At 37.4% G+C, this 17,538-nt stretch carries 14 protein-coding genes and 2 pseudogenes; 15 read left to right on the forward strand and 1 reads right to left on the reverse strand.

All coding sequences use genetic code 11. The features are described 5' to 3' along the window. Nucleotides 1-7: 7 nt before the first annotated feature. From IYQ23_RS02490 to IYQ23_RS02500, 3 genes are all read left to right on the forward strand, one after another. Nucleotides 8-3,373, forward strand: coding sequence for an FtsX-like permease family protein (locus IYQ23_RS02490; RefSeq protein WP_195673975.1), 3,366 nt, complete (start codon nt 8-10; stop codon nt 3,371-3,373). A gap of 91 nt (nt 3,374-3,464) precedes the next feature. Continuing rightward, on the forward strand, nt 3,465-4,295 hold the full coding sequence (locus IYQ23_RS02495; protein ID WP_195673976.1) for a metallophosphoesterase family protein: 831 nt from the start codon (nt 3,465-3,467) through the stop codon (nt 4,293-4,295). A 72-nt stretch (nt 4,296-4,367) separates the two neighbouring features. Further along, on the forward strand, nt 4,368-4,817 hold the full coding sequence (locus IYQ23_RS02500) for an Rrf2 family transcriptional regulator (protein WP_195673977.1): 450 nt from the start codon (nt 4,368-4,370) through the stop codon (nt 4,815-4,817). A gap of 32 nt (nt 4,818-4,849) precedes the next feature. Here the strand turns inward: IYQ23_RS02500 and IYQ23_RS02505 are convergent, their stop codons facing one another. Further along, a complete protein-coding gene (locus IYQ23_RS02505) occupies nt 4,850-5,626 on the reverse strand; it encodes a glycyl-radical enzyme activating protein (RefSeq protein WP_003023885.1) in 777 nt (258 codons plus the stop codon). A gap of 132 nt (nt 5,627-5,758) precedes the next feature. Between IYQ23_RS02505 and IYQ23_RS02510 the strand changes: the two genes are divergently transcribed. The 12 genes and pseudogenes from IYQ23_RS02510 to IYQ23_RS02565 all read left to right on the forward strand — a co-directional run bounded on the left by IYQ23_RS02510 (nt 5,759) and on the right by IYQ23_RS02565 (nt 17,423). Further along, entirely contained in the window at nt 5,759-6,502 is a 744-nt protein-coding gene (locus tag IYQ23_RS02510; protein WP_003028982.1) for a DeoR/GlpR family DNA-binding transcription regulator, read from the forward strand. Nucleotides 6,503-6,520: 18 nt separating this feature from the next. Next, complete coding sequence (locus IYQ23_RS02515; RefSeq protein WP_195673978.1) at nt 6,521-7,483, forward strand: sugar-binding transcriptional regulator; 963 nt, start codon at nt 6,521-6,523, stop codon at nt 7,481-7,483. Nucleotides 7,484-7,728: 245 nt separating this feature from the next. After that, entirely contained in the window at nt 7,729-8,052 is a 324-nt protein-coding gene (locus tag IYQ23_RS02520) for a PTS lactose/cellobiose transporter subunit IIA (RefSeq protein WP_003023891.1), read from the forward strand. Nucleotides 8,053-8,072: 20 nt separating this feature from the next. After that, nucleotides 8,073-8,393 (forward strand): PTS sugar transporter subunit IIB, encoded by a 321-nt coding sequence (locus IYQ23_RS02525; RefSeq protein WP_003023895.1) that lies wholly within the window; start codon nt 8,073-8,075, stop codon nt 8,391-8,393. Between the two features lie 2 nt (nt 8,394-8,395). Further along, the gene (locus IYQ23_RS02530; RefSeq protein ID WP_003032486.1) at nt 8,396-9,697 is read left to right on the forward strand and encodes a PTS sugar transporter subunit IIC; all 1,302 of its coding nucleotides are present in this window, start codon (nt 8,396-8,398) and stop codon (nt 9,695-9,697) included. A 167-nt stretch (nt 9,698-9,864) separates the two neighbouring features. Next, complete coding sequence (locus IYQ23_RS02535; RefSeq protein ID WP_195673979.1) at nt 9,865-12,306, forward strand: glycyl radical protein; 2,442 nt, start codon at nt 9,865-9,867, stop codon at nt 12,304-12,306. A gap of 14 nt (nt 12,307-12,320) precedes the next feature. Beyond that, the gene (locus IYQ23_RS02540) at nt 12,321-12,989 is read left to right on the forward strand and encodes a fructose-6-phosphate aldolase (RefSeq protein WP_195673980.1); all 669 of its coding nucleotides are present in this window, start codon (nt 12,321-12,323) and stop codon (nt 12,987-12,989) included. 30 nt (nt 12,990-13,019) lie between these two features. Continuing rightward, nucleotides 13,020-14,132: a glycerol dehydrogenase gene (locus IYQ23_RS02545; RefSeq protein ID WP_195673981.1), complete on the forward strand. Its 1,113-nt coding sequence runs from the start codon at nt 13,020-13,022 to the stop codon at nt 14,130-14,132. Nucleotides 14,133-14,260: 128 nt separating this feature from the next. Continuing rightward, nucleotides 14,261-14,827: a GrpB family protein gene (locus IYQ23_RS02550; protein ID WP_102570006.1), complete on the forward strand. Its 567-nt coding sequence runs from the start codon at nt 14,261-14,263 to the stop codon at nt 14,825-14,827. Between the two features lie 86 nt (nt 14,828-14,913). Beyond that, nucleotides 14,914-15,519 (forward strand): annotated as a pseudogene (locus IYQ23_RS02555) (type I restriction-modification system subunit M N-terminal domain-containing protein); the annotation flags it as partial. Between the two features lie 166 nt (nt 15,520-15,685). Next, a pseudogene (locus IYQ23_RS02560) lies at nt 15,686-16,453 on the forward strand (KilA-N domain-containing protein). 76 nt (nt 16,454-16,529) lie between these two features. Further along, nucleotides 16,530-17,423: a DUF6414 family protein gene (locus tag IYQ23_RS02565; protein ID WP_229311912.1), complete on the forward strand. Its 894-nt coding sequence runs from the start codon at nt 16,530-16,532 to the stop codon at nt 17,421-17,423. Nucleotides 17,424-17,538 lie beyond the last annotated feature (115 nt).

Below are 17,538 nucleotides of genomic sequence, written 5' to 3' on the forward strand. Positions count from 1 at the left end.
TGGTGATATGAAAAAATCCATTCTAAATAAGGATATCTGGCTCTCTTTTCGTCAGTCCAAAGGACGCTTTCTGTCCATTATGTTTTTGATGATGTTAGGTTCTTTTGCGCTAGTAGGACTGAAAGCAGCCAGTCCAGACATTGAAAATTCAGCCAATCGTTATCTTTCACAGATGAAAATGATGGATTTGGCAGTGATGTCAGACTATGGTGTTAGCAAAGCTGACCAAAAAGAACTGAATACAATCCCAAATGCACAGGTAGAATATGGTTATTTTACAGATACGGTGATTGGCGATAGTTCAACTTCTGTTCGAGTTTTTTCTCAGACAACTAATATTTCTAAGTTCAAGCTTGTCTCAGGTCATTTTCCAAGCAAGGAAAATCAAGTGGCTTTGGCTAGTTTTTATCAAGGAAAGTACAAGATTGGCGATAGCATTACTTTAAACGAGGAAGGAACCAATGATTATGCTTTGAAGCAGCATACCTTTACGGTGACGGGATTCGTCAATTCAAGTGAATTGGCTTCGACGATTTCTCTTGGCAATTCTAACTCAGGGAGTGGGACCTTATCTGCTTATGCAGTGGTGATGCCAAAAACATTTCAAAGTTCAGTCTATACAGTTGCTCGTTTGAAGTATGACGATTTAAAAGCACTTAATTCTTTTGGAGACTCCTATCGAAAAAAGGTAAAACAGTATGAAAATGAGCTGGAAAAGCTAGTGGCTGATAATGGGAAAAATCGTTTATCAGAGATAAAAAAACAAGCACAGACAAAAATTGCGGACGGAGAAGCAAAAATTCAAACTTCTCAACAAGCATTGGCAGATGCCCAGCAGCAACTAAGGAATGCGCAGGATCAAATTGATCAAAAAAGAGCAGATTTAGAGCTTGCTCAAGGTCAACTAACTGAAAAAGAAAACTTGCTTGCACAGGGCGCAGCTCAAATTGCACAGGCTGAACAAACTTTAGCAAGCTCAAAAGCAAAATTGGATACAGCCGCTGCTCAACTTTCTTCAGGTTGGGGACAATTGAACCAAATGAAAACCCAATTAGATCAGGCAGCTAGTCAGTTGTCTGCTGCAAAAGAAAATGTAACAAATGCTCAAGCTACATTAGCTACAGCGCAGGCAGAATTGGAAAAAGGTCAAATGCAACTTGCAGCTGCAAAAACTGATTTGCAGACCAAAATAGCTGCGCTACAAGCACAAGGAATTGATCCAGCAACAGTGCCTGAAATTGTGGCAGCACAAACTCAACTAGCACAAGAAGAAGCAAAATTAAATCTTGCTCGTACAGAATTAGAGAAAAAGCAGGCTGAATTTCAAACTGGACTGTCGCAGTACAAAAGCCAAGAAGCGCTTTATCAAGCAGGACTTGCCCAATACCAATCTGCAGCTGAGGCATTGAATGCGAAACAAGCTGAATATGACGCAGGCTTAGCTCAATATCAAAACGGTCAGGCAACCTTAAAAAATAAACAAGCTGACTACCAAGCAGGTCAAGTCCGATTAGCACAAGCAAAACAACAAATCGCAGACGGTCAGGCACAATTGGACCAAGCTCAGGCAACATTGAACGATAAAAAAACTGAATACGAAAAGCAAAAGAAAGATGCTGAAACAAAAATAAAAAATGGGCAAGCAGACATTCAAAAGGCAAAAGATGAAGTAGCTGGCTTGTCTGTACCAACCTACCGTGTGTATACACGTCGGACATTTCCAGGAGCTGACGAGTACACAACAACGGGGAATCGTGCTTATGGCATCTCAGCTGTAGGTAATGCTTTCCCGATTGTACTGTATCTGGTAGCTGCCCTTGTAACGGTAACGACAATGACACGTTTTGTCAGCGAAGAACGCACAAATGCAGGTGTTTTAAAAGCTTTGGGTTATCGGAACCAAGATGTCGTTAAGAAATTTGTCATCTATGGCTTGGTTTCAAGCTTGCTAGGTACAGTAATGGGAAGTTTGTTAGGTACTTATTTCTTACCCTACATCTTAGGGAAAACGATTTTTAAAACCTCCACTTATCCAGCATTGCGATTAGAATTTTATTGGGAAATTAGTCTCATTGCTCTTTTATGCTCGGTCTTGTGTGGTGTCGCACCAGCCCTTTATATTGCTCACAAAGAGTTGAAAGAAAAACCATCTCAATTATTGTTGCCCAAGGCACCTACCAAAGGCTCAAAAATCTTGCTAGAGCGGATTGACTTCATTTGGCGTCGACTCAGCTTTACGCAAAAAGTGACGGCTCGAAATATCTTTCGTTACAAGCAAAGAATGCTGATGACCATTTTTGGTGTGGCAGGCTCCGTCGCCCTCTTATTTGCCGGTTTGGGGATGTCTTCTTCCATGGAAGGTATGGGAAATCGGCAGTATGGAGAAATTATCAAATACGATGCGGTCATTTCGCAAAAACAGCATCTCAAATCAGACGAGCAAGCAGCAATCAATCATTTATTAGCAGATAAAAAAATAGCTAAAAAATGCAGTATTTATCAAGAAACATTTACCAAAAAAATCAAGGGTGCTAAAGATGAGCAGTCTCTCGCGTTATTTGTGACAACAGGCAAGGATTTTCATCATTTCATAGAGTTATATGATAGTCAAAGCAAAGCGAGCTTGAACTTGTCTTCGCATGGAGCGGTCATTTCTCAGAAATTAGCAACCATTATGCATGTTTCTGTTGGAGATACTTTTGAGGTGACATCCGATGAAGGAAAACGCTATAAAATCAAAGTTTCTGGTATCACTGAAATGTACGCAGGGCATTTTATCTTTATGAATCAGGACTATTATCAAACGGTATTTGCTCGTAAGTTCCAAGAAAATGCTTATCTGATAAAATTGAAAGATTCCTCTAGCAAAAATGTGCAGGATACCGCAGCAGCCTTCATGAAATTAACTGGTGTGCGAGCAGTCGTACAAAATACGGGGATTTTGGAACAAATTGATGCCATTGTCAAATCTCTTGGCTTTGTAATGCAGATTTTAACTGTTGCCTCTATTTTACTAGCCATTGTAATTCTTTATAACTTGATGAACATCAATGTTGCGGAGCGGATTCGAGAATTATCAACGATTAAAGTATTGGGATTTCATAATAAAGAAGTCACGCTTTACATTTATCGAGAAACCATTCTTTTGTCTGTTATTGGTATTATCGTAGGCTTGTTTTTGGGGAATATCTTACATCGCTCCCTTTTAGAGACGATTGCCCCAGACGCCTTTCTTCTCAACCCGACAGTATCGGTGTTTGTATATCTTGTACCAATCTTTTCTATCATCATGATTTTGATTGTCTTAGGCTTTATGGTCAATGCAATATTGAGACGTATTGACATGTTAGAAGCATTAAAGTCGGTAGATTGATAAGGCAGTAAAACTTTCACTCAAACTTGGGAGTGGAAGTTTTTTCTTGGTTTGTTATAATATTTTTATAAAGGACAGACGAAACGATACAATGAAACGAAAAATTGCTTTATTATCAGATATTCACGGGAATACGACAGCTTTAGAAGCTGTGTTAGCAGACGCCAAAAAGGAACAGGTGACCGATTACTGGTTTTTGGGAGATTTATTGGCACCCGGAACGGGGCGAAAGAAAATTCTTGACTTAATGGCTGCTTTACCGATTAGCCTTCAAGTGCGGGGAAATTGGGAGGATAGCATTTGGAATGCCCTTCATGGAAAATTAGACATCAGTCGCCCTAGTCATCTCTATATGATTTGTTTGTGCCAGTATCTTTTGGAAGAAGTCACACCTGAGGAACTGAATCGATTGCATGAATTGCCTTTGCAGCGTTTGACCAAAGTTGGCGATTTAGAAATCGCTGTGACTCATCATTTGCCAGATAAAAATTGGGGACGAGAGTTGATTCATATTGGTCAACAAGAGAATTTTGATCGCCTGTTTGAAGGTAACAATTGTGCCATTGCCATTTATGGTCATATTCATCAGCAATTTCTTCGTTATGCGACGGGGGGACAGATGATTATCAATCCGGGATCTATCGGTCAGCCGTTTTTTCTAGATGCTTGTTTGCGAAAGGATCTGCGAGCTCAGTATGCTATTTTAAAAATTGATGAACAGGGATTAGCAGATGTCGATTTTCGACGAGTGGCTTATGATGTAAATAAAGAATTGGAAATGGCTAGAACATTGAAGTTGCCTTATTATGAAGTATATTACGAAAGTCTGGTCAATGGAATTCATCATACGCATAATCATGATTTACTTCGAGCAATTAGTGAGCGAGAAGATTATGTTGCACATCTCAAGGAGTTTTTTTGAGAAGTAACACTTGAAGTTACAACGTAAATAAAGTATACTAGTAATAGAAGCTGCAAATGAAAGGAGTTTTACATGCAAATTTCGAGTCGTTTTACCATTGCCACGCACATGCTGACTGTTATAGCACTAGAATGTCAAGAACATAAAGTGACTAGTGATTTTTTAGCTGACAGCGTTGGAGTAAATCCTGTCATTATTCGCAAGACTTTATCTCAGTTGAAAAGCGCGGGCTTGATTTCCGTTGCGCGTGGAACGGGCGGAGCTGTCATTATGAAAGATTTAAAAGACATTACCCTCTTGGATGTCTATCAGGCAGTAGAAAGTCTGGGCAAATCTGGGCAACTCTTTAGCTTTCATGAGCATCCCAATCCATCTTGTCCCATTGGCAGAAATATTCACTTAGTTTTAGATGACAAATTAGCAGAAATTCAAGCAGCAATGGAAGAAGAACTGAGCAAGACCAGTCTGGCAGATGTCGTTGCATCCGCCCAAGAAGAGATAAAAAAACAATCCATTTCGTGAGAAATGGATTGTTTTTTGGAGAAAAAGAGGAGCTAAAAATAACAGTTGATTTCATAATCAAGAAAAACTTGCTGATAATCATAGAGGTCTTCCGGATGTAGAGCTTGCACATTTTCCATTTCATAAGAACGTTTTAGTAATTTATATTTATTTTCACCGAATTGATGAAAAGGTAAGAGTTGTACTTGGTCAATAGATAATTTTTTAAATAAAATAGCAAATTGTTCGGCATCTTCTAGAGAGTCATTAAAGCTAGGGATAACAGGAATACGCAGGACAATGGTTTTTTGTTGCGAAAAAGCATAATGAATATTTTTGATAATTAGTTCATTTTTGACCCCTGTGACTTTGCGGTGATTGATGGTGTTATAATGCTTTAAGTCAGTATAGATAAAATCTACATACTGGAGCAAATCAACGAATTTGTTATGATCTACAAAGGCTGTCGTTTCAATTGCTGTATGGATACCTTTTTCTTTGGCAGCTTTAAGGATTGCTTTGGCAAATTCAAATTGGGCAAAGATTTCTCCACCAGACAAGGTCAGGCCCCCACCTGATTCTTCATAAAATTCTCTATCTTTGAGAACTTCTTTGATAATCTCTTCAACGCTTTTTTCCTCTCCCATGGTGATAGTCTTTTTGCTAGAAGCGTCTAACATGGGCTCAGGTTTAAATTTCTGAGATTCTGGATTGGCACACCAAGGACAGCGTAAGGGACAGCCTTTTAGAAAAACAGTTGTCCGAATTCCTGGTCCGTCGTGAATACTAAAATGTTGAATATTAAAGATGATTCCTTTTTCTGCACTCATGATGTACACTCTTTTCTTGCTTATTTTCTTTTATTATATCAAACAAACGAAAGAAAAACAATTACGAATGAAACTATTTTTTATTTTATTTATTCCTTAAATTCTGTTAAAATAAAGAATGAGGTGAATAAAATGGAACGTTTAGATGAAATCGTTAAGCTCGTTTCGGAGTTTGAAAAAATTGATGTTAATACTTTATCTGATAAATTAAAAGTCTCTAAAGTAACGATTCGGAAAGATTTGGATAAGCTGGAAATGAAAGGCTTGCTTCATCGGGAGCACGGTTATGCGGTCTTAAATAGTGGTGATGACTTGAATGTCCGGCTTTCTTTTCATTATGATACCAAGCGAAAGATAGCACAAGAAGCGGCAAAAATTGTTGCAGACAATGAAACGATTATCATTGAATCTGGTTCAACTTGTGCTCTGTTAGCTGAAGAAATCTGTCGTACTAAGAAGAACGTGAAAATTATTACAAATTCTTATTTTATCGCAGACTATGTGAGAAAAGTAGATTCTTGCAAGATTATCTTGCTAGGCGGTGAATTTCAGAACGATTCGCAAGTTACGGTCGGTCCTTTACTTAAGGAAATGATTCAATTTTTCCATGTAGAACATGCTTTTGTAGGGACTGATGGCTATGATGAAGAGCTTGGTTTTACAGGTAAAGATTTAATGCGTAGCGAAGTGGTGCAATATATGTCGGAAGCATCTGATAAAATGATTGTGTTAACAGATTCGAGTAAATTTGATAAAAGAGGGACTGTCAAGCGTTTTGGTTTGAAACAGGTTTCGCAGGTGGTAACCGATCAAGCTATTCCGACAGCAGCGGTTCAACGCCTAAAAGCAGCCAATATCAAATTGACTCTAGTCTGATAAGTAGAGGGAGATAAGATGAAAAGTGAAAGAAAAAGGCTATTAGCTAAGATTGCTTATCTTTATTATATAGAGGAGAAAAGTCAGGCAGAAATTGCAGCAGAGACAGGGATTTATCGGACAACTGTGAGTCGTATGCTGGCTGAAGCTAAAAAGGAAGGCATTGTCAAAATCGAGATTGAAGCCTTTGATGCGCGTTTGTTTCATTTAGAAAATGTAGTGAAAGAGAAGTATGGGTTAAAAGGACTTGAAATCGTAGCAAATCAAGTGGATGATTCACCTTCTGATTTGGAGCAGCGGTTAGCTCAATCAGCAGCAGGAATGCTTCGGGGGATGATTGATGACAATGCTAAAGTTGGATTTTCATGGGGAAAGAGTCTTAGTCTCTTGGTAGAACACTCGGGCAGTCGGCACTTGAATAATGTGCATTTTTTTCCATTGGCTGGCGGACCTAGCCATATTCATGCTCGTTATCATGTTAATACCCTCATTTACAGTATGGCTAATAAATACCATGGGGATTGTCGCTTTATGAATGCGACGATTATACAGGAAGACGAGATCTTAGCAAAAGGAATTTTGTCTTCTAAATATTTTGAGGACTTAAAAAGAAGTTGGCAAGAACTAGATGTGGTTGTTGTTGGTATTGGCGGACAAGTGGATGAAAAGAATCGGCAGTGGTTGGATATGCTGACGGCTGAAGATTTTCGTACAGTGGAAAATGAAGGAGCTGTCGGAGAAATTTGTTGCCGCTTTTTTGATGAAAATGGTGAGTTGGTTGATGAACAGTTGCAAAATCGAACAGTTGCTATTTCTTTAGATTATTTAAAAACAGTTCCTCACAGTCTGGCTTTTGCTCATGGTCGTCAAAAAGCTGCCGCTATTTTGGCGGTTTTACGTGCTGGGTATGTCAACCATTTAGTTACAGATGAAGCAACTATTTTAAAAGTGTTGGAATTGGATAATAGTGCAGTTAATTAGTAGTTTATAAAAGTTCTCCTTTTCCTCGTTATTTCATCTTCAAAAGGTCAAGAATAATGATTCTGACCTTTTTTATTTCACTTGATAAGCACAAATGTGCGATAAATATAAAAAAAGAGATTTTGTTCAGTGATATATTGACGGAATAAGAGAAAGATGATAAATTTGAGTTACAAACAAAAATAAAACGCTTTCAAATAAAAGAAAGATATATTTTGTAAATAAAAATAGGAGTAACGTTAAATATGGAAGTGATTGTAGCTGATCAAATCATTATGGGGTTAATCTTGCATGCTGGGGATGCCAAACAGCATATTTACCAAGCTTTGTCATTAGCAAAAAATGGTGAGTTTGAAAAGTGTAATGAGTATCTAGAATTGGCAGATCAGGCATTATTAGAAGCTCATAATCTTCAAACGGAGTTTTTGGCACAGGAAGCGGGGGGAACAAAGACAGAAATTACAGCTTTGTTTGTCCACTCTCAGGATCATTTGATGACCAGTATTACAGAAATTAATCTTATCAAGGAAATCATTGACTTGAGAAAAGAATTACAAGTGAAAAAATAAATCATCAGGAGGATGAAGATATGATTAAAATTGGGTTGTTTTGTGCAGCAGGTTTTTCAACAGGAATGTTGGTCAATAATATGAAAATAGCTGCGAAAGAAGCTGGTTTAGAGGTTGAGATTGATGCTTATTCTCAGGCCAAGTTAGCAGATTATGCACCAAACTTGGATGTTGCTTTGTTAGGACCACAAGTAGCTTATACTTTGGATAAGTCAGCTGCCATTTGCGAAGAGAACCATATTCCAATTGCGGTCATTCCAATGGCGGACTATGGCATGCTAGATGGTAAAAAAGTATTGAATCTCGCTTTGGGGCTTTTGGAACAAAAACAAGGAGCTTAGTTATGGCTAAAATAGATACTCAAAAAATTATTGCGCCGATTATGAAATTTGTCAATATGCGCGGTATTATTGCCTTAAAGGATGGTATGTTGGCAATTCTGCCCTTGACAGTTGTTGGAAGTATCTTTCTGATTGTAGGACAGTTACCATTTGAAGGCCTCAATCAGGCGATTGCAGGCATTTTCGGGAAAAATTGGACCGAGCCATTTATGCAGGTTTACTCAGGAACTTTTGCGATTATGGGTTTGATTTCCTGTTTTTCTATAGGATATTCTTATGCTAAAAATAGTGGTGTAGAGCCTCTGCCGGCAGGTGTGTTATCTGTGTCTTCTTTCTTCATTCTTTTAAAATCTTCTTATATTCCAGAAAAAGGTGAAGAAATTACAGACGCGATTGCCAAGATTTGGTTTGGCGGTCAGGGGATTATTGGAGCCATTATTATTGGTTTGGTTGTCGGTAGTATCTATACCATGTTTATTCAAAAACATATTGTTATTAAGATGCCAGAGCAAGTTCCTCAAGCAATCGCCAAGCAATTTGAGGCTATGATTCCAGCTTTTGTGATATTCTTCCTTTCCATGGTAGTCTATATTCTTGCTAAAATGCTGACAAAGGGTGGTACTTTTATCGAAATGATTTACGGTGTGATTCAAGTACCGCTGCAAGGATTGACTGGTTCCCTTTACGGTGCAATCGGTATTGCCTTTTTCATCTCTTTCCTATGGTGGTTTGGTGTACACGGACAATCTGTTGTCAATGGTGTAGTGACCGCTCTCTTACTTTCAAATCTGGATGCTAATAAAGCCTTGCTTGCTGCTGGAAAGTTATCTGTTGGAAAAGGTGCTCACATTGTCACTCAGCAATTCTTGGATAGTTTCCTTATTTTGTCTGGTTCTGGTATTACTTTTGGTTTGGTGGTAGCCATGCTCTTTGCAGCTAAGTCTAAACAATACAAAGCACTAGGAAAGGTTGCTGCTTTTCCAGCAATCTTTAATGTCAATGAACCAGTTGTGTTTGGGTTTCCAATTGTTATGAATCCCGTCATGTTCTTGCCTTTTATTCTTGTACCTGTTTTAGCGGCTGTAATTGTTTATGGTTCTATAGCAATTGGCTTTATGCAGCCATTTTCAGGGGTGACCTTGCCATGGAGTACACCAGCTATTATTTCTGGTTTCTTAGTGGCAGGATGGCAAGGTGCTCTCATCCAAGTTGTCATTTTAGCTATGTCAACTCTCATCTATTTCCCATTCTTTAAATTCCAAGACAATCTTGCTTACAGTAATGAACTGAAAGCGGAAGGATAAACCACATTGTATCACTGTAAAGAAATTATTTTAACGTTGATTGAGCACAAATGTGCAAAAAATCTTTAATTCGATAATTGATTATAAATGATTGAATTTTTGCATCTTGCATGCTACAATAGTTACGAAAGAAATAAAAATAATTTCATAAGAAAGGTTGTGCTGTGATGCCTAATGTAAAAGAAATAGAAAAAACGACGATACAAACAAGTTATTTTGGTAGTTTAACGGACCGAATGAACAAGTATCGGGAAGATGTGCTGGACAAGAAACCTTATATTGATGCTGAACGTGCTGTTCTTGCAACAAGAGCTTATCAAGAGCATAAAGAAAAGCCAAATGTTCTGAAGCGTGCTTATATGCTTAAGGAAATTTTGGAAAATATGACGCTTTATATTGAAGATGAGACCATGATTGTTGGAAATCAGGCTTCATCTAATAAAGATGCACCTATTTTCCCAGAGTATACTTTAGAATTTGTACTCAATGAATTAGATCTTTTTGAAAAGCGCGACGGTGATGTTTTCTATATTACAGAGGAAACCAAAGAACAAATCCGGAGCATCGCTCCTTTCTGGGAAAACAATAACCTCCGCGCTAGAGCTGGTGCTTTACTTCCAGAAGAAGTTCAGGTTTATATGGAAACTGGCTTCTTTGGAATGGAAGGAAAGATGAACTCTGGTGATGCTCACTTGGCAGTCAACTATCAAAAATTGCTTCAATATGGTTTGAAAGGTTTTGAGGAAAAAGCTCGGGCAGCTAAGGAGGCCTTGGATTTGACAGATCCGGCTAGTATTGATAAATATCATTTCTATGATTCAATTTTCATTGTAGTGGATGCTGTGAAAGCTTATGCGGAGCGTTTTGTCAAATTAGCTCAAAATATGGCAGAGTTTGCAAGTCCAGAGCGCCGTCAAGAATTATTGGAAATTGCTCGAATTTGTTCCAAAGTGCCTTACGAACCAGTTGAAACGTTTGCTGAAGCTATTCAGTCTGTCTGGTTTATCCAGTGTATTTTACAGATTGAGTCTAATGGTCACTCCCTCTCTTATGGGCGCTTTGACCAATACATGTATCCTTATGTTAAGTCGGACTTGGAAGCTGGTCGCGAGACGGAAGAAAGCATTGTCGAACGCTTAACCAATCTTTGGATTAAGACGATTACGATCAATAAAGTACGCAGTCAGGCTCATACTTTCTCATCTGCTGGTAGTCCTTTGTATCAAAATGTGACAATTGGTGGACAAACACGTGATAAGAAAGATGCTGTAAATCCCCTTTCATATCTGGTTTTGAGATCTGTTGCACAGACGCATTTGCCACAGCCAAACTTAACAGTTCGCTACCATGCTGGTCTAGATGCTCGTTTTATGAACGAATGCATAGAAGTTATGAAACTAGGTTTTGGAATGCCTGCTTTCAATAATGACGAGATTATTATTCCGTCCTTTATTGCCAAAGGCGTTTTGGAAGAAGATGCATACGACTACAGTGCTATCGGCTGTGTGGAGACAGCTGTGCCAGGTAAATGGGGCTACCGTTGTACGGGTATGAGCTATATGAACTTCCCTAAAGTGCTTCTCATCACTATGAACGATGGAATTGATCCCGCATCTGGCAAGCGTTTTGCACCAAGCTTCGGTCATTTTAAAGACATGAAGAGTTTTGCTGAGCTGCAAACGGCTTGGGACAAGACTTTGCGCCACTTGACTCGTATGAGTGTCATCGTGGAAAATTCTATCGACCTGTCTCTTGAAAGAGAAGTGCCGGATATCCTCTGCTCAGCTTTGACAGATGATTGTATCGGTCGTGGAAAGCATTTGAAAGAAGGCGGAGCTGTCTATGACTATATTTCTGGTCTCCAAGTCGGTATTGCCAATCTATCAGACTCACTAGCAGCAATCAAGAAGCTAGTCTTTGAAGAAGGCAAACTGACTCCAGCTGAACTCTGGCATGCGCTTGAAACGGACTATGCAGGTGAGCGCGGCAAGGAGATTCAAGAGATGTTGATTTCTGATGCACCGAAATATGGTAATGATGATGATTACGCTGATAAGCTGGTGACTGATGCTTATGATATTTATGTGGATGAAATTGCTAAATATCCAAATACCCGTTATGGACGCGGTCCAATTGGCGGTATCCGCTACTCAGGAACATCTTCTATTTCAGCCAATGTTGGTCAAGGTCGCGGTACTTTGGCGACACCAGATGGCCGCAATGCAGGGACACCGCTCGCTGAAGGCTGTTCTCCATCTCACAATATGGACAAGAATGGTCCGACTTCTGTATTGAAATCTGTTTCTAAATTGCCGACAGATGAAATTGTTGGGGGCGTTCTGCTCAATCAAAAAGTGAATCCTCAGACCCTGTCTAAGGAAGAAGATAAAATTAAATTGATTGCTTTACTTCGTACGTTCTTTAACCGTTTGCACGGTTATCATATTCAATACAATGTTGTTTCTAGAGAAACCTTGATTGATGCGCAAAAACATCCTGAAAAACACCGTGATTTGATTGTGCGTGTTGCAGGATATTCGGCATTCTTCAATGTACTCTCCAAAGCAACACAAGATGATATTATCGGACGTACAGAACACACATTATAAAAGAGGTCCAGTTTATGGAATTCATGCTTGATACATTAAATGTAGAAGAAATAAAAAAATGGTCGCAAGTTCTCCCCTTGGCAGGAGTGACTTCTAACCCGACCATCGCTAAAAAAGAGGGAGAGATTGATTTCTTTAAACGCATCCAAGAAGTTAGAGAAATTATTGGGAAAGCTCCTTCCATTCATATTCAGGTTGTTGCCAAAGATTATCAGGGAATTTTAAAAGATGCAGCTGAAATTCGCAAGCATTGTAGTGGAAATGTGTTTGTCAAAGTACCTGTAACCCCTGAAGGTTTAGCCGCTATAAAGGTTTTAAAAGCAGAAGGTTACAAGATTACGGCAACTGCTATTTATACCATTTTCCAAGGTTTATTAGCCATTCAAGTAGGCGCAGATTATTTAGCTCCTTATTATAACCGTATGGAAAATTTGAACATTGATTCAGATGTAGTTATTGGCCAATTGGCAGATGCGATTGCAGTAGAAGGTTCATCTAGCAAAATTTTAGCAGCTTCCTTTAAAAATGTAGGACAAGTCAACAAGGCTTTTGCTGATGGTGCCCATGCTATTACAGCAGGTGCAGATGTCTTTGAAGCAGCTTTTGCTATGCCGTCTATTTCAAAGGCAGTAAATGATTTTGCAGCAGATTGGTCATTCATTCATGGTAAAAAGTACATCTAATCTCCATTTTTGCGTAGGAAGAGGTATTTTATGAGAACTTTTGCAAGCCCTTCTCGCTATATTCAAGGTGAAGATGCCTTATTTGAAAATGCAAAACAGATTTTGAACTTAGGAAACCATCCAGTTTTGCTTTGTGACAACACTGTTTATCAAATTGTAGGAAAGAAGTTCCAATCCTGTCTTACTCGCTATGGACTTCATGTATTGCATGTCAGTTTTAATGGTGAAGCTTCGGATAATGAAATCAATCGGGTAGCTGCTTTAGCTGAAAAAGATGGAGCAGATCTAGTGATTGGTCTTGGTGGTGGAAAAACAATTGACAGTGCTAAGGCAATTGCAGATTTATTGGGAAATCCCGTCGTGATTGCACCGACTATTGCTTCGACAGATGCACCAACATCAGCTCTTTCAGTAATTTATACTGAGGAAGGAGCATTTGAAAAATATATTTTTTACACCAAGAACCCAGATCTTGTTCTAGTAGATTCAAAGGTCATTGCTCAAGCTCCAAAGCGCTTGTTGGCTTCTGGAATTGCAGATGGTTTAGCGACTTGGGTTGAAGCGCGTGCGGTTATGCAGGCAAATGGAGAGACCATGCTGGGACAAAGACAGACTTTAGCAGGCGCAGCTATTGCTCAAAAATGTGAAGAAACTCTTTTTGCAGATGGTTTACAAGCACTGGCTGCTTGTGAGGCGCAGGTGGTAACACCAGCTCTTGAGCATATCATTGAGGCTAATACGCTTCTCAGCGGTGTTGGTTTTGAAAGTGGTGGATTGGCTGCTGCTCATGCCATTCACAATGGATTTACAGCTCTGACTGGTGATATTCATCATCTGACTCATGGAGAAAAAGTAGCTTATGGAACGCTAACACAGCTCTTTCTTGAAAACCGTCCAAAAGAGGAGTTGGAAAAATATATTCGTTTCTATCAGAAAATTGGTATGCCCACGACCTTGGCAGAAATGCATTTAGAAAATGCCAGCTATGATGATTTGCTCAAGGTTGGTAAGCAAGCTACTATTGAAGGTGAAACCATTCATCAGATGCCGTTTAAGATTTCAGCATCTGATATTGCAGGTGCTATCCTAGCAGTCGATCGTTATGTAAACTCCTTAAAAATAAAAAGAAACAAGTCCGATTAGATTGGACTTGTTTTTTCGTGTAGTGATAGCTAAAAGTTTTAATCAGAAATAATAAACGCCTGATGCACATTGAAAATGTTATAATGATAATAAATGTGAGAAATAAATGCAAACTCGTGGAGGAGAAATTGAGTAAAAAATTAGAAAACATGAGTTTAGAAGAATTATGGCAATTGTTTCCCATATTTCTTGTAAAACATAATAAAGAATGGGCGGATTGGTATGATGAGGAAGCAACCGCTATTTTGTCCCTGATACCAGCTAAATATATAGTAAGAATATCTCATATTGGTAGTACCGCTGTTCAAAATATATGGGCAAAGAATATAGTAGATATATTACTTGAGGTTCGATTAGCAGAAGAACTAGAAATAGTGAAAAATATTCTTGTTGAAAATAAGTGGTTATGCATGAGTCAAAGTACACGACGAATCTCATTAAATAAAGGATACACAGAGAAAGGTTTTGCAGAAAAAGTCTTTCATCTTCACATTAGAGTTGTCGGAGATAATGATGAACTATATTTCAGAGATTACTTACGTGAGAATCATAATGTAGCGAAAGAATATGAACATTTAAAGCTGAACTTATGGAAGAAATTTGAACATGATAGAGACGGCTACACTGATGCAAAGTGTAAGTTTATTAAACGATATACTAAAATTGCAAAAGAAAAATTTATAGGAAGATATTAAAATAGATACGAGCGCTGTGATCGTGCTTTTTAACTTACTTGAAATGTGGTAAAATGAATGTAACTAAAATATGAAAAGAGTATAAAATGGCGAAAAAATCAAACGCAAATATTGGATTTGAAAATGAACTATGGAATGCTGCGGATTCGCTTCGGGGACACATTTCTGCGTCAGAGTACAGAAAAGTAATTGTCGGTCTCATCTTTTTAAAATATGTATCAGATGCTTTTGAAGAAAAATACCAACAATTACTTGCGGAGGGAGACGGATTTGAGAATGATCCTGATGCATATTCAGAGGAGAATATTTTCTTCGTCCCTGAAATAGCTAGATGGCAATTTATTGCGAGTCATGCCCATTCTTCGGAAATTGGTATGGTTTTGGATGCAGCTATGCGTGAAATTGAAAAGGATAATCCTAGCCTAGAGAATGTCCTTCCTCAAATCTATGCAAGTCCAGACTTAGATAAGCGAGTTTTAGGGGAAGTTGTAGACATTTTTACCAATATTAAAATGTATGAAGGTGAGAATGAAAAAGATATACTTGGGCGTGCTTATGAATATTGTATTGAACAGTTTGCGGCATATGAAGGAAAACGAGGTGGTGAATTTTATACTCCGACCAGCATCGTAAAAACGATTGTAGAAATATTAAAGCCTTATAGAGGCCGTGTTTATGATCCTGCTTGTGGGTTTCGTGTCATAATAATGACACAGGCAAATAGTCAAGTAAATACAAGGATTTTAGAGCTTCTACCAAAGTTTAAAATCAAAAAAATGAATAGTGGTTTGCTGTTTAGAGCAGTTATTACGGAAATAAATGTTGTAAACAGTACATCAACATAAAGGAGGAATTCACATGTCTAAGGTGAAAAAAGACATGATTAAAGCAAAAGGTTTTGCTATTCAAATTTATACTGAAGACTTTAAAAATGACTATATAAGTTTAACGGATATTGAAAGATATAAAAGTGATGAACCATTTATTGTTATTAATAACTGGTTGAGAGGCAAAGACAATATTCAGTTTTTAGGTTTATGAGAATCAATGCATAATCCAGATTTTAAACCTATCGAATTCGATAGGTTTAGAAATGAAGCAGGTAGTAACGCATTTACATTGTCACCACAAAATTGGATTAAAAAGACAAATGCAATAGGTATTGTTTCTAAGTCAGGACGATATGGAGGCACATTTACTCATACTGATATAGCAATGGAATTTGCTTTATGGATTTCGCCAGAATTTAAGCTTTACATTATTCAAGACTATAAAAGACTTAAATCAGATGCAATTAAAGAATATCTCTTAAGAGATCTAACAAACTAGTAATTATCCTATAAATACGCAAGTGAAGCAGATATGCTCAATGTTGCCTTATTTAACAAAAGAGCAAAACAGTGGCAGGAAGAAAATCTAGATTAAAAGGGTAATATGATAGACTATGCAAGTTTAAATGAATTATTGGTACTTGCCAATATGGAAAGCTACAATGCAGTTCTTAGTGATAAAGGAATGAACCCAAAAGAAAGAATGATAGAACTTAGAAAGCTTGCAAGAACTCAACTGATGTCACTTGAAAAACTTAATGAATGTGGTATCAAAAGATTAGAAGAAAAGAAATAATTGTTTTCAAAGAATAAAAAGCTAAACAAATTTAAATTTGTAAGTGAAAAAGAGAAGCAGGAAAGGAATTAAAATAATGGCCGATATAAATTTAGACAGACTCATTGTTCCAATATATATTAATGAAAAGATTGTTTTAGATATGCTTGCTATTATGGAAGATGGTTTTTCAATGGTAAGTCAGATTAATTATACAGAACATAAAGAAAATCATTCCGCTCAAAAGATCAATGCAGGAGTTTCAACATCTGATACTATTTTAAGTAAACTATTAAGAATTAACATTTCTGGCGAATTAAGCCACGATGGAAACAAGGGTGAAAAAGAAAGTGTTGTTAAAGAAAAAGTGCATACAAATGTTTCTCTTTTGTCCAAGTTCCGTGGATTTTTGTTAGAACACAAAATGTTGAATTCTGATTTTAATTTTTCTAAAATGAAAGTAGGTGATTTTATTGAAGTTGAAGGAGAATTACAAAAAAATCCGCTAATAAATTATATGGATATTTTTATTGACCTTTTTCGTATGGTTGAAATTTTTGCTGAAAAACCACAGCTAGGTAATAAAAAACAGGCAAATAATCAAAAGCAAAAAGAAAATGAAACTATAAAACAAATTGAGTCATTTGCTAATGAGTTAAAACATAGTGGTACAATTGATTTTATTTTGTCTGATTCCAAAGGAATGACAGTGCTATCGGTACAAGAACAATATCTTACAAATGACAATATATCGGAAATTATTGGTGGTCGTTTTAAAGTTCTTGGTAAAGTAATATCCATATGTGAAAAAGATACGGAAAACATTGATCTTCTTAGAAAAACTTCCTTATCTATCCTATCAGAAGAATTATTAAATGAGATGTTTTCATCATTTAAAACAACTGATATGCAACAATTCAATTTGCCTGAGTTGAAAACAAAAATAACTGGTCCTGCTGTTATTATAATTCCTATTGCAATTTATATTTAAATAAAGAAGAATACTAACAGTAAAACGAGTATTTCTAAGAGGTAAATTTTTCAAATATGTGGATTTCTAAATCCCAGTTTATAGAATTAACAATCTACTTGAATAGACGGAAAAT

The organism is Streptococcus sp. HF-100 (genome assembly GCF_015594635.1).
GTDB classification, from domain to species: Bacteria; Bacillota; Bacilli; order Lactobacillales; family Streptococcaceae; genus Streptococcus; species Streptococcus vaginalis.